We start from the raw sequence: 13,334 nt of genomic DNA on the forward strand, positions 1-13,334 counted from the left end.
ATCGAGCCGGCGCGGCGGCAGCCGTTGTCGGCGCGCTGATCGGCGCTGCGCGTTACGAAACGGTCACCCCGCACTTCCGCAGGACATTTTTAGCGAAGCCGAACGGCGCCGGCGTAAAGGGCCCCGGCGGCGCGCGGGTCATCAGCGCGACGCAGAACAGCGCCACCATCGCGAGCCAGAAGCAGAGCCAAAATCCGTCGATATAGGCGAGCACGTTGGCTTCGCGCTGGACCCGCGCCGACAACGTCCCCAGCGCCCGCGCCGGAGCAGCGCCCGCGCCATGGCTGGCAAAATAGTCGCCGAGCTGCTTGAGCAGGCGCGTCACGTCGAAGGTGCCGTTCTGGACATGCAGTCCGAGATAATTGGAGTGGATCTGCTCGCGCACGCGCAGCCAGGTGCCCATCAGCGCTATGCCGATCTCGGCGCCGCCGAGCCGCATGATCTGGATATAGGCGGCGAATGCCGTCGTGCGGGTCGTATCGACGTTGGACAGCGCCAGGATGATGATCGGCAATAATGTGAGCGCCTGCCCGATCGACTGCAGGATCACGATGCCGACGAAATCACCGCGTGCCCAGTCATGGGTCAATTGGGTTCCCCACAAATTGGCGGCAGCGAACGCCGAAAAACCGAGGATCACCACGAAGCGTGCATCGAAATACCGAAGCAGGACGATCGATAAGGGCACCAGCGCCACCATCGGCAAGGCGCCGAAGGTCAGGAGCAGGATGCCGCTTTGTTCGGGCCGCATCAGGCCGACAACGCTGAGGAAGTTCGGCACCAGCGACGAGTTGGAGAGGCTTGTCAGGGTGTACAGCAGGATGGCGACCAGCGAGAGCCCGACATTGCGCGAGAACAGCACATTGACGTGCGCCCAGGGCTGCTGAACCAGCGTCTCGTTGACCAGAAAGGCGATGAACAGCGCACCACCGGCGAGCAACAGTGCCATCACCGTGCCCGACTCCAGCCAGTCCAGACGATTGCCCTGATCGAGGCCGGCATAGATCATCGCGACGGAGACCCCGAGCAGCAGCATCCCACCCCAGTCGGCCTGCCTCAGCAGGTCGCGGTTGATTTGCTCGTTGGGCGTGCCGAGATAGACCATCAGGCCCATCAGCGGCGCGATCACCACGCCCTGCCAATACAGCCACTGCCAGCCCAGATGGTCGACGTAGAAACCGACCAGCCAGGTAGAGGTGTCGAGCGCGAACCCGACCCTGATCGAATAAATTGAGATCGCCGGCAGCCACCATTTGATCGGCAAATTGCGCAGGATGATCATCAGTGTCGCCGGCACGAAGGTGCCGAGCAGCATGCCATGCACGATGCTGAGCGTGATCAGCGTGGCGTAATCGTTCACGAACGGGATCGCCAGCGAGATCAGGGCATAGACCAGGCTCGGAATGCCGAGCACGCGGCGCAGCCCGAATACGGTCGCAAGCCATGCCACCGCCGGTGCGATCAAGATCTGCGAGCCGATGCCCGCGGTTGAGAGCCAGGCACCCTCGTCGAAACCGAGCGAGAACGCGCCGCGCAGATCGGGCAGGCCTACCGTCGTCAGCCGGCTGTCGAAGTTCGCCAGAAACGCGCCGAGCAGCACCGCGCCGACCGCGAACAACGGCTGCGGCGCGATCTCGCCGCGCGAGACGGGTCCGCGATCTCGGTCATTTTCCGCCATCCGTGCCCGCCTCGCCGGTATTGATATGGGTGACGACGGACATTCCGGGTAGCAGGCGTTCCAGCAGCGGCTGGTTTTTGTCGAGCTGGATCCGGACCGGGACGCGCTGAACCACCTTGGTGAAATTGCCGGTGGCATTGTCCGGCGGCAGCAACGCGAATTGCGAACCGCTCGCCGGCGCAATCCGCTCGACGCGGCCGCGCAGTTTTTCGTGCGGGAAACTGTCGACGGTGATCTCGACGGGCTGACCGGGCTTGACCCGCGTCAGCTGCGTCTCCTTGTAATTGGCGATCACATAGACGTTCGGCAGCGGCACGACATTGATGAGGTTGGTTCCGATATTGACGTAATCGCCCGGCTGCACCTGCCGCTCGCCGGTGACGCCATCGAACGGCGCTACGATCTTGGTGTAGCCGAGCCTGAGTTTGGCCGCAGCCAGCGTCGCCTTGGCGCCCTCGACGTCTGCCGCACGCTGCTTCTTGGTGCCCGACAGCACGTCGAGCTGATGACGTTGCGCGGCAATGACGGCACGGCTCGCACGCACATCGGCCTGCGCCTTGGCAAGCGCTGCAGTCGCCTGTTCGAACCTTTGGCGCGTTCCGGATTCGGTTTGCGACAGCGACTGCTGGCGCTCCTGTTCCTGACGCGCCTCGACCTCCTGGGCCGTGGCAGACACCAGCTGGGCTTCGGCCTGTGCAATCGTCGCGTATTGCAGCTCGACCTGATTGCTCAGATTGTCGAGGGCTGCCTGCGCGGCGGCGACGCTGGCGTCGGCCTGTGCGACTTGAGCCGCGTAATCCGCGGGGTCGATCTGCACGAGCAGATCGCCCGCCTTGACGCGCTCGAAATCCTGCACGGCGACCGTAATCACCTCGCCGGCGACCCGGCTGCTCAGCCGGGTGAGCTCGGCACGAACATAGGCGTCGTTGGTGGTCTGGACCGTGGCGCTGCCGACCCAGGCATCCCAGCGCAACGTCGCCAGCACGATAAAGGCAAACGCCGCCAGCACCGCGAATAATGGAATCGTGAAGCGGCCCCAGAAGCCGCGTGTCGCCGGCGGCGGCTTCGGAACTGGCGCGACCGGCGGAGACGGAGCCCGACTTGCGGGTGGCGGACTTGCTTGATCCTGCGCGCTCACGGCATCTCCCTCAATCACGTTCCCGCGAGCCGGATAAGGCCCTCGGAACATGGCAACGATGATGCCTCAGACCGTCTTCTCCGGCCACCGGCAAAGATCGTTGATCAGGCATACCTCGCAGCGCGGCTTGCGCGCCAGGCACGTGTAGCGCCCGTGCAGGATCAGCCAGTGATGGGCATGCAGCATGAATTCCGACGGGATCACCTTCTCAAGCCCCAGCTCGACTTCCAGTGGCGTGTTGCCCGGCGCCAAGCCTGTTCGGTTGCCGACACGGAAGACATGCGTATCCACCGCCATGGTGTGCTCGCCATAGGCCATGTTGAGCACGACATTGGCGGTCTTGCGCCCGGCGCCGGGCAGCGTCTCGATCTCGGCCCGCGTGCGCGGCACTTCGCTGCCGAATTCGGCGATCAGCTTTTCCGACAGCGCGATGACGTTTTTCGCCTTGTTGCGGTAGAGCCCGATGGTCTTGATGTACTCGCGCACTTTCTCTTCGCCGAGCTCAAGCATCTTCGCCGGCGTATCAGCCACCGCAAACAGCGCGCGCGTCGCCTTGTTGACGCCGGCATCCGTTGCCTGCGCCGACAGCACAACTGCCACCAGCAGCGTATAAGGGTTGAGATGCTCGAGTTCGCCCTTCGGCTCCGGATTGGCTTTGCGAAAACGGCTGAAGGCCTCGTAGACCTCGGCCGGCGTCCACGGTTTTGGTTTTGCTGATTTCTTCGCAGGTTTGGGCGGATCTTTGGCGACCTTCTTTGCCGGTTTCTTCGGCACGGACGGAACGCCTACCTTTTTGGCGCGCGAAGAGCTGATGATTTTAGCCATGATCGAGGTATACTGATACGCGATGACCGCAGGCAACGACTTTGATCCGGCGCTTGACCCGCCGACGCTGTTTTCGGCGCGGGTGACGCCGCATCGCTCGCTGAACCGTACCGGCTTTATGGTGCTGATGATTTTCATCGGCACGGTGAGCTTTGTCGCCGGCATCGCATTCTTGCTGATGGGTGCCTGGCCGGTGCTCGGCTTTTTCGGCCTCGATGTGCTTGTCATCTACTGGGCGTTCCGGATCAATTTCCGCAGCGCCGAGGCCACCGAGGACATCGTGGTGACACCGACGGAATTGCGCGTGCGGCGGGTCAACCATCGCGGCCATCTGATCGAATGGTCGTTCAATCCGCTCTGGGTGCAGCTGGAGCAGACCGGCGACCCCGAATTCGGCATCGAGCGGCTCTATCTGGTCTCAAGGGGTCGGCGGGTCTCGATTGGATATTTTCTGGGGCCGGACGAAAAGGAAAGCTTTTACAAGGCCTTAATGGCAGCCCTGCAAACCGCCAAACGCGGCATTACCTACAATCCGGTCACTTAAGGCTTTCTTTTTTGACGCGTTTTCTTGGCGCGAACCGGTTCCCACTTCGCTCGAAAACGCTACGTTGGCTTGTCGGAAATCGGGTGGTTTGGACCGCGCATGAGCCCTAAATCAGACCCCATGATGATAACAGCCATACAAGAACAGCGCCTGACCAAGTCGGGCCCCCAGAACGCCGCGCTGCGCGATTACGACTCGGTGCGCCGCGCTATCGCCTTCATCTCGGAACGCTGGCGCAACCAGCCGACCATCGAGGCGATGGCGGATGCCGCTGCGGTGACGCCGGACGAATTGCACCATCTGTTCCGCCGCTGGGCCGGGCTGACGCCAAAGGCTTTCATGCAGGCGCTCACCCTCGATCACGCCAAGGGCCTGCTGCGCGATTCCGCCAGCGTGCTCGATGCCGCGCTCGATTCCGGGCTCTCGGGCCCGGGCCGGCTGCATGATCTGTTCGTCACCCATGAAGCGATGTCGCCGGGCGAATGGAAGAACGGCGGCGCCGGCATGACACTGCGCTACGGATTCCATGCCTGCCCGTTCGGCACCGCGATCGTGATTGCAAGCCAGCGTGGGTTGGCGGGGCTTGCCTTTGCCGATCCCGGCGAGGAGCCGACGGCGTTTGCCGACATGAAGCGGCGCTGGCCGAACGCGACCTATGTCGAGGACCACGACGGCACGGTTGGCCTCGCGCAACGCGTCTTCGATACCCGGCTGTGGCGGTCCGACCAGCCGCTCCGCGTGGTCCTGATCGGCACCGATTTCGAGGTGCGGGTGTGGGAGACGCTGCTGAAAATTCCGATGGGCCGCGCCGTTTGCTATTCCGACATCGCCAACAAGATCAAAAACCCGAAGGCTTCGCGCGCCGTCGGCGCCGCGGTCGGCCGCAACCCGGTGTCGTTCGTGGTGCCCTGCCATCGCGCGCTCGGCAAAGGCGGCACGCTGACCGGCTATCACTGGGGCATCACGCGCAAGCAGGCGATGCTCGGCTGGGAAGCGGGGCAAGTGGGATTGCATTGACTTCGTAGGGTGGGCAAAGGCGCTCTTGCGCCGTGCCCACCATCTATCCCGGTGACGACTGAATGGTGGGCACGCTTCGCTTTGCCCACCCTACGCCTGACACCTCACGCCGCCAGATCGAGCTTCTCTGCCACCGTCGAATCCGCATTCAACCGGTAGATCACCGGCACGCCGGTGGCGAGTTCGCGTTTCAATATCTGCTCGGGCGTCAGCTTCTCCAGCACCATGATCAGCGCACGCAGCGAATTGCCGTGGGCGGCGACCAGCGTGCGCTGTCCGCGCAGCACGCCGGGCAAGATCTCCTGCACGTAATAGGGCAGCGTGCGCGCCAGCGTATCCTTCAGGCTCTCGCCGCCGGGCGGCGGCACGTCGTAGGAGCGGCGCCAGACCAGCACCTGGTCCTCGCCCCATTTCTTGCGGGCGTCATCCTTGTTGAGCCCGGAGAGGTCGCCGTAGTCGCGCTCGTTGAGCGCGAGGTTCTCCGTCGTCGGCAGGCCGGTCTGGCCGATCTCGGCGAGCATCAGCTTCAGCGTATGCTGGGCGCGCGTCAGGTCCGAGGTAAAGGCGACGTCGAACGTCAGCCCTTGCGCCTTCAGCTTGCGGCCGGCGTCCTTGGCTTCAGCGATACCCTGTTCGGTGAGGTCAGGATCTTTCCAGCCGGTGAACAGGTTTTTCAGATTCCATTCGCTCTGGCCGTGCCGTACGAGCACGAGAAGACGGTCGCTCATTGAAAGGATTTCCGTTTTTCGTTTCGGATTGGATTAGAAGTCAGTAAGCCCGAGCACATCGGTCATCGTATAAAAACCGGGCTTCCTGCCGTGTGCCCAGAGCGCGGCCTTGACCGCGCCCAGTGCAAACATGGTCCGGTCCTCGGCGCGGTGGGTCAGTTCGATGCGCTCCATGGCCCCTGCGAAGATCACGCTGTGATCGCCGGTGACGGTGCCGCCGCGCAGCGCGGCAAAACCGATATCACCCGGCCGGCGCGCGCCGGTATGTCCGTCGCGGCCACGGGCCGAATGGGTGTGCAGGTCGACGCCGCGGCCGGCGGCGGCGGCCTCGCCGAGCAGGAAGGCGGTGCCCGACGGCGCGTCGATCTTGGCCTTGTGGTGCATTTCGACGATTTCGATATCGAAGCTTTCGTCCAGCGACTGCGCGACACGCTTGACCAGGGCTGCGAGCAGATTGACGCCGAGGCTCATATTGCCTGATTGCACGACCACGGCGCGCGAGGTGACGCTCTTGATCACGGCCATGTCGGACACCGACAGCCCGGTGGTTCCGACAATGTGTACGAGGCCGCGTTCGGCGGCGATCGCGACGTTGGCAATGGTCGCGGCCGGCACCGTGAAATCGAGAATGCCATCGGCATTGGCCGACAGCGTCCACAGGTCGGCGGAAAGTTTGACGCCGTTTTCCGGCAGGCCGGCGAGCACGCCGGCATCCTTGCCCAGCAGTTCCGATCCCGGCGCTTCCAGCGCACCGGCCAAAACCGCGCCCGGCGTTTCCGAAATGACGCGGACCAGCGCGCGGCCCATCCGGCCGCCGGCCCCCGCAACGATCAATCGCATATCGGCCATGGCTTTACCTCTTTACGCCCTATAGCGGGATGAGGCCGTTCCGGCAACCAATCAGGCCTCTCGCCGGGTTATTTCCCGGTCCCGAAATCCAGCCCGTGCGACGCCGTCGGTTCATTACGCGGTGAGAATCCGCACCGGAGATAGAACCTGGCGGCTTCCTCGGTGTCCGTGCGCAGCCGGACCTGGCTGAATGTCAGCCTCGCCTCATTCAATAGATGATCCACCATGGCGCGCCCGATCCCGGACCGCCTGTGATCCGAGCGAACGTAAAGATGACGAATGCGACCGACCGCAGGATCGGCGGCGTATGGGTCCCGATTGAGGCCGCCGACGCCAACCAACATGGCATCGGTGAACGCCCCGAGAATGCGCTCGCCAGGTTGACCGAACGTGTTGGCCCCGCTTGTCCAGTCCGACACAAGCCGCTCCACAAATCGAAATCCCTGCCGCGCGGCGTCCGTCCTGAGGGGCTCGATGACAGACGGCAGCTCATGCAGCCGCGTTATTTCAATTCGGTTCATCACGCGGCTGCATGTGACTCTTATGGCTGCGGGCCGTCATAGCCTTCGATAATGACGAGATCGGCGGCCGAATGCGGCAGCCGCACCTTGATGTTGGCCTGATATTCCGGCGAGTGGTAGCAGGCCAGCGCGGTCTCATAGTCGGGAAATTCGATCACCACATTGCGTGAGCGGCTTTGGCCTTCGATGGCCGTGAATTTGCCGGCACGCACGACGAAGCGCGCGCCGAATTTCTTGAAGATGGCGGGGTTGGCCGCCGCATAGGCCTTGTAGCCATCGTCAATGTGCACGTCGACGCGCGCGATCCAGTATCCCTTCGCCATCTCACTCTCCGTTACTCGTTCAAGAACTCGCCTGTTTGATTTCCGCCTGAATGGCACCCGCCGCCGCCTTGGGGTCGGCGGCTTCCGTGATCGGGCGGCCGACCACCAAATAGTCCGCGCCGGCGGCGATGGCGCGCGCCGGTGTCATGATGCGTTTCTGGTCGCCGGTCGCCGCTCCCGCAGGCCGGATGCCGGGAGTCACCAGGTTCATCTGGTGGCCGACGATCTTGCGTAAGCTGGCCGCCTCTTCCGGCGAGCTGACGATGCCGTCGACGCCGAGCACCTGCGCCTGCTGCGCGCGCGCCTCGACCAGATCGGAGACGTTGAGCCGATAGCCCGCGGCATGCAGATCGCCGTCGTCATACGAGGTCAGCACGGTGACGGCGAGAATCTTCAAACCCGATCCGGCCCGCGCCTCGACCGCGGCCTTCATGGTCTGCGGATAGGCATGCACGGTGAGGAAAGTTGCGCCGAGTTTTGCCACGCTCTCTACGCCGCGCGCCACCGTGTTGCCGATGTCGTGCAGCTTGAGATCGATAAAAACCTTCTTGCCTGATTTCGCCAATTGCTGCGCCAGTGGCAATCCGCCGGCATAGGCGAGCTGATAGCCGATCTTGTAAAACGTAACGCTGTCGCCGAGCCGCGCGATCATCGCTTCCGCCTCGGCGACCCCGGGCAAATCGAGCGCGACGATCAGGCGATCTTTCGGAGCGATAACGGCTGGTTGCATGTCACCTCACATCATGCGTTGGGAAATGTCGATCAACTGCCGCACCAGCGCTTTCAACCCGTCGCTGTCGGCGGCATGCTTCAGGCGGTCCATCTCGTCATAGGCATCGTCGGCGAACGGCAGCGCGAGCTGGTTCGGTATCACGGTCGCATGACAAGCCGACAGGATCAGCCGCAGCGCGGCCAGCGCGCGGGACCCGCCGAGCCGGCCGCCAGACGCAGACGCGATCGCAAACACCCGCTCGCGAAAAACTTGCCCGCGGGTCTCGTGCGCATCCTGCACCCGGCTCACCCAGTCGATGGTGTTTTTCACCAGCGCCGGCACCGAGGAATTGTACTCCGGTGTCACGATCAGCACGCCATGATGGGCCGCCATCATGCGCTTCAGATTGACCGCGTGCTTCGGTACGCCGGACTTGGCCTGCAGGTCGCCGTCATAGATCGGCAGCGGAAAATCCAACAGCGAGATCCGGGTGATCTCGGCGCCTTCCCGCGCCAGCGCATGCGCGGCAACCGCCGCCAGCTTCGCATTGAGCGAGCCTGATCGGAGCGATCCCGGGATCACGAGGATTTTGACTGCGGACATATTTGAATTCGTATTCGGGGCAGACTTGCCACGCGAATACGTGGCGAACATTTTCTACGAAAATGCTCTTAGCTGATAAGCTGCGCGTATTCTATTCGCAACACCGGCGTCCACTTTTGCGGAATACGCGGGATAATCAGCCCTTGCGATACACCCAGACCCGCGCGGGCGGAAGGTTCATCCAGATCCGCTCGGAGGCTTCTGTGGACACGCCGGGCAGCGATTTCGGAATCGGCGGCGCGACCGAATAGGTGAACTGCACGAAGGGGGCGCCGGGCGCGAGCGCCGTGAAGGCGTCGCGGATCAGTTTCAGGCGCGTCAGCATCGGTTTGGTCACGAGCGGCAGGCCGGAAACCACGGCGGAGGCAGGCGCATCCAGCACCGCGTCAAGCGAGGCGCGCAGCGCATAGGCGTCGCCCTGCACCACCCTGGCCTGCGGATAGCGGTCGCGCAACAGCGCGCAGAAGCTCGGATTGTATTCGACCAGCACCAGCCGCTTCTGGTCGACGCCATGCTCGATCAGCGCATTGGTGATCGCGCCGGTGCCGGGCCCGAGTTCGATCACCGGCCCTTTGGAGTCGACGTCGACATATTGCGCCATGGTCCGGGCGAGCAACTTGCTCGACGGCATCACCGCGCCCATGTGCAGCGGCTTTTCGATCCATGAACGAAGGAAGCGAACCTCGTCGTCGAGACGGAGAGGCTTCTTCAACGCACGCACGGACGATTGCAAAGGCATGTCGCTACCAGGCGGGACCGCTAACAAAGCGGGGGATGTCAGAAAACAGTCATAAACACGTATAGGTCGACGGGTTTGTGGTCAAGCCAAACGGTAACGTCTCAGCCGCGCGAAAGTGCCCGCGATCCGGCGATAAGACCCTGTGCAAGCTGAATGAATCATGACTGCGGTGCGAGAACTGCGCGTCGCGCAGTTCGCATGCGCGCAAGCTCAGTCAGGAGCCCGCGCGGTTGCCGAAGAAGTCCTTGACCTTGGTGAAGAAGCCGGCTGCTTCCGGCTGGGTGGCGCCGGACGACAATTTTTCGAACTCTGCGAGCAATTCCTGCTGCTTCTTGGTTAGATTCTGCGGCGTTTCGACCATCACCTGGACATACATGTCGCCGGTCTGGCGCGAGCGAAGCACCGGCATGCCTTTTGATGCAATGCGGAAACGGCGGCCGGACTGCGTCCCGGCCGGCACTTTCACCTTGGTCTTGCCCTTGTCGATGGTCGGGACCTCGAATTCACCGCCGAGGGCTGCGGCGACCATCGAGATCGGAACCCGGCAATGCAGATCGGCGCCGTCGCGCTGAAAGAACTCGTGGGTGACCAGCGACAGGAAAATATAGAGATCGCCGGGCGGTCCGCCGCGGACGCCGGCCTCGCCTTCGCCGGCCAGACGAATGCGGGTGCCGTCCTCGACGCCTTGCGGAATGTTGACCGACAACGTCCGGTCGCGCGTCACGCGCCCCGAGCCCGAACAGTTCGGGCAAGCGTCCTCGATCATCTGTCCGCGGCCCTGACAGCCGGGGCAGGTCCGCTCCAGCGTGAAGAAGCCCTGGGCCTGGCGTACCCGGCCCGCGCCGCCGCAGGTCGAGCAGGTCTTCGGCTTGGTGCCGGCCTTGGCGCCGGTGCCTGAGCAAGGTTCGCAGGTGACCGAAACCGGAATCTCGATCTGCGCGGTCTTGCTCTGAAAGGCTTCCTCCAGCGTGATTTCCATGTTGTAGCGCAAATCGGCGCCACGCTCGCGGCCACCGCCGCGGCCGCGCTGCCCGGCCATGCCGAACAGGTCCTCGAAAATATCGGAGAATGACGAGGCGAAGCCGGCGCCGAAACCGGGACCGCCGCCGCCCATGCCCTGCTCGAACGCGGCATGGCCGTAACGGTCATAGGCGGCGCGCTTCTCGCCGTCCTTCAGGACCTCGTAGGCTTCGTTGATTTCCTTGAAGCGGACTTCGCTGGAGGCATCGCCCGGATTCTTGTCCGGGTGCCATTTCATCGCGAGCTTGCGGAACGCTGCCTTGAGCTTGCCGTCGTCCGCGTTCCGTTCGACTTCCAGGGTTTCGTAATAGCAGCGCTTGGTGGACATCAGTCAAACCCGCCCGAAATTCGTCTTTACGCCGAAGGGTGCTTTCCGAAGGATGCAGCCATCGGCTTAACGAAAAATGACCCCCACCCATCGAACGCTGTCTGCGCGCTCTTTTGGATGAGGGTCATGATCGAAAGCCCGCTTACGCCGACTTCTTGTTGTTCTTGTCGTCGTCGACCTCGGTGAACTCCGCGTCGACCACGTCATCCTGGGCAGCGTCGCGCTTGGCGTCCGCCTCGGCCTGCTGCTTGTACATGGCCTCGCCGAGCTTCATCGAAGCCTGCGCCACCGTGTTGGTCTTGGCCTTGATGGCCTCGGCATCGTCGCCCTTCAGCGCTTCCTTCAGATCGCTGACGGCATCCTCGATGGCGCGACGCTCGGACTCTTCGACCTTCGAGCCGTGCTCGGCCAGCGCCTTCTCTGTGGAATGCACCAGCGCGTCGGCATGGTTCTTGGCGTCGACCGCCTCGCGGCGCTTCTTGTCCTCGGCCGCATTGGCCTCGGCATCCTTGACCATCTTCTGGATGTCGGCTTCCGACAAACCGCCGGATGCCTGAATCCGGATCTGCTGCTCCTTGCCGGTCGCCTTGTCCTTGGCGGAGACGTTGACGATGCCGTTGGCGTCGATGTCGAACGTCACCTCGATCTGCGGCATGCCGCGCGGTGACGGCGGAATGCCCATCAGGTCGAACTGGCCGAGCACCTTGTTGTCGGCCGCCATTTCGCGCTCGCCCTGGAAGACGCGGATGGTGACCGCGTTCTGGTTATCCTCGGCGGTCGAGAACACCTGGCTCTTCTTGGTCGGGATCGTGGTGTTACGGTCGATGATCCGGGTGAACACGCCGCCCAGCGTCTCGATGCCCAGCGACAGCGGGGTGACGTCGAGCAGCAGCACGTCCTTGACGTCGCCCTGCAGCACGCCGGCCTGGATCGCCGCACCGATGGCGACGACTTCGTCCGGGTTGACGCCCTTGTGCGGCTCTTTGCCGAACAATTGCTTCACGATTTCCTGGACCTTCGGCATGCGCGACATGCCGCCGACCAGCACCACTTCGCCGATTTCGGCGGCAGTGAGGCCAGCATCCTTCAGCGCCTTGCGGCACGGCTCGACGGTCTTCTGCACGAGGTCGTCGACCAGCGCTTCGAACTTGGCGCGGGTCAGCTTCATCGTCAGATGCTTCGGACCGGTCTGGTCCGCCGTGATGAAAGGCAGGTTGATTTCGGTCTGCGTCGTTGACGACAGCTCGATCTTGGCCTTTTCAGCGGCTTCCTTCAGGCGCTGCAAGGCGAGCTTGTCGTTGCGCAGGTTGATGCCCTGCTCCTTCTGGAACTCATCGGCCAGATAGCTGACGAGGCGCATGTCGAAATCTTCACCGCCGAGGAAGGTATCGCCGTTGGTGGACTTCACTTCGAACACGCCGTCGCCGATCTCGAGGATCGAGACGTCGAAGGTGCCGCCGCCGAGGTCATAGACCGCGATGGTGCCGGCTTTGGTTTTGTCGAGACCGTAGGCGAGCGCCGCCGCCGTCGGCTCGTTGATGATGCGCAGCACTTCGAGGCCGGCGATCTTGCCGGCGTCCTTGGTGGCCTGGCGCTGCGCGTCGTTGAAATAAGCAGGAACCGTAATGACGGCCTGATCGACCTTCTGGCCGAGATGGGCTTCCGCGGTCTCCTTCATCTTCTGCAGAATGAAGGCGGAGACCTGCGAGGGCGAATAGGTCTTGCCGTCGGCTTCGACCCAGGCGTCGCCGTTCGATGCCTTGACGATCTTGTAGGGGACGAGCTTCTTGTCCTTCTCGACCATCGGGTCGTCGTAGCGGCGGCCGATCAGGCGCTTCACTGCGAAGAACGTACGCTCGGGATTGGTCACCGCCTGACGCTTGGCGGGCTGGCCGACGAGGCGCTCGCCGTCATCGGTGACGGCAACGATCGAAGGCGTCGTGCGCATGCCTTCCGCGTTCTCGATGACTTTGGCTGTCTTGCCATCCATTACGGCGACGCACGAATTCGTGGTGCCGAGATCGATCCCAATGACCTTTCCCATGGTCCTCATATCCTTCTTGTTGCGGCAGGTTGGCTGGGCCCTGGACGGCGCACCTAACCGAACCCCCAACGATCAATTACTCGCGATATTGCGACGGTGAGCCTCATATAGGAGGGGGGGTCCGCCCTGCAAGGACCGAACGCAAGCTTAGGGCCTGAAAAGGCTGACGTTTGAAAGATTGCTTCAGCCCGCGGCGGGCCGACCGGTGCCCCGAGCCGCGTTAAGAAATCGGCAAGGCCGCTCACTTTAGGCCGCTCATCGCACG

Annotated in this window: 14 protein-coding genes; 2 read left to right on the plus strand and 12 right to left on the minus strand. The window is 63.3% G+C overall.

What is annotated here, in order from left to right; genetic code table 11:
- Positions 1-52: 52 nt before the first annotated feature.
- The 3 genes from ACPPVP_RS00815 to nth all read right to left on the minus strand — a co-directional run bounded on the left by ACPPVP_RS00815 (position 53) and on the right by nth (position 3,641).
- Positions 53-1,678, minus strand: a complete 1,626-nt coding sequence (locus tag ACPPVP_RS00815) for an MFS transporter (RefSeq protein WP_426530380.1) — start codon at positions 1,676-1,678, stop codon at positions 53-55.
- Positions 1,665-2,816 carry an HlyD family secretion protein gene (locus ACPPVP_RS00820; protein WP_426530382.1) on the minus strand — a complete coding sequence of 384 codons (1,152 nt, stop codon included), beginning with the start codon at positions 2,814-2,816 and terminating at the stop codon, positions 1,665-1,667. Before ACPPVP_RS00820 ends, ACPPVP_RS00815 begins: the two co-directional genes overlap by 14 nt.
- A gap of 66 nt (positions 2,817-2,882) precedes the next feature.
- Positions 2,883-3,641 (minus strand): endonuclease III, encoded by a 759-nt coding sequence (nth, locus tag ACPPVP_RS00825; RefSeq protein WP_426530384.1) that lies wholly within the window; start codon positions 3,639-3,641, stop codon positions 2,883-2,885.
- Positions 3,642-3,663: 22 nt separating this feature from the next.
- Here nth and ACPPVP_RS00830 point away from each other — a divergent pair, with 22 nt between their 5' ends.
- Both ACPPVP_RS00830 and ACPPVP_RS00835 read left to right on the plus strand, forming a co-directional pair.
- Positions 3,664-4,185: a DUF2244 domain-containing protein gene (locus ACPPVP_RS00830; protein ID WP_426530385.1), complete on the plus strand. Its 522-nt coding sequence runs from the start codon at positions 3,664-3,666 to the stop codon at positions 4,183-4,185.
- 120 nt (positions 4,186-4,305) lie between these two features.
- Positions 4,306-5,202: a methylated-DNA--[protein]-cysteine S-methyltransferase gene (locus ACPPVP_RS00835; protein ID WP_426538377.1), complete on the plus strand. Its 897-nt coding sequence runs from the start codon at positions 4,306-4,308 to the stop codon at positions 5,200-5,202.
- Positions 5,203-5,306: 104 nt separating this feature from the next.
- On the opposite strand, the gene ACPPVP_RS00840 is transcribed toward ACPPVP_RS00835, so the two are convergent.
- From ACPPVP_RS00840 to dnaK, 9 genes are all read right to left on the minus strand, one after another.
- Positions 5,307-5,930, minus strand: a complete 624-nt coding sequence (locus tag ACPPVP_RS00840; protein WP_426530386.1) for a 2,3-bisphosphoglycerate-dependent phosphoglycerate mutase — start codon at positions 5,928-5,930, stop codon at positions 5,307-5,309.
- Between the two features lie 33 nt (positions 5,931-5,963).
- Entirely contained in the window at positions 5,964-6,779 is an 816-nt protein-coding gene (gene dapB / locus ACPPVP_RS00845; RefSeq protein ID WP_426530388.1) for a 4-hydroxy-tetrahydrodipicolinate reductase, read from the minus strand.
- Positions 6,780-6,847: 68 nt separating this feature from the next.
- A complete protein-coding gene (locus tag ACPPVP_RS00850; protein ID WP_426530390.1) occupies positions 6,848-7,300 on the minus strand; it encodes a GNAT family N-acetyltransferase in 453 nt (150 codons plus the stop codon).
- A gap of 20 nt (positions 7,301-7,320) precedes the next feature.
- Positions 7,321-7,623 carry a DUF1330 domain-containing protein gene (locus ACPPVP_RS00855; protein WP_426530392.1) on the minus strand — a complete coding sequence of 101 codons (303 nt, stop codon included), beginning with the start codon at positions 7,621-7,623 and terminating at the stop codon, positions 7,321-7,323.
- Between the two features lie 19 nt (positions 7,624-7,642).
- The gene (gene pyrF, locus ACPPVP_RS00860) at positions 7,643-8,353 is read right to left on the minus strand and encodes an orotidine-5'-phosphate decarboxylase (RefSeq protein ID WP_426530394.1); all 711 of its coding nucleotides are present in this window, start codon (positions 8,351-8,353) and stop codon (positions 7,643-7,645) included.
- Between the two features lie 6 nt (positions 8,354-8,359).
- The gene (locus tag ACPPVP_RS00865; RefSeq protein ID WP_426530396.1) at positions 8,360-8,938 is read right to left on the minus strand and encodes an NADPH-dependent FMN reductase; all 579 of its coding nucleotides are present in this window, start codon (positions 8,936-8,938) and stop codon (positions 8,360-8,362) included.
- Between the two features lie 136 nt (positions 8,939-9,074).
- Positions 9,075-9,677 (minus strand): class I SAM-dependent methyltransferase, encoded by a 603-nt coding sequence (locus ACPPVP_RS00870; protein ID WP_426530398.1) that lies wholly within the window; start codon positions 9,675-9,677, stop codon positions 9,075-9,077.
- Positions 9,678-9,891: 214 nt separating this feature from the next.
- The gene (gene dnaJ / locus ACPPVP_RS00875) at positions 9,892-11,025 is read right to left on the minus strand and encodes a molecular chaperone DnaJ (protein WP_426530400.1); all 1,134 of its coding nucleotides are present in this window, start codon (positions 11,023-11,025) and stop codon (positions 9,892-9,894) included.
- Positions 11,026-11,167: 142 nt separating this feature from the next.
- Entirely contained in the window at positions 11,168-13,069 is a 1,902-nt protein-coding gene (gene dnaK, locus ACPPVP_RS00880; RefSeq protein ID WP_426530402.1) for a molecular chaperone DnaK, read from the minus strand.
- Positions 13,070-13,334 lie beyond the last annotated feature (265 nt).

This window comes from Bradyrhizobium sp. McL0615, from assembly GCF_049993905.1.
GTDB lineage: Bacteria > Pseudomonadota > Alphaproteobacteria > Rhizobiales > Xanthobacteraceae > Bradyrhizobium.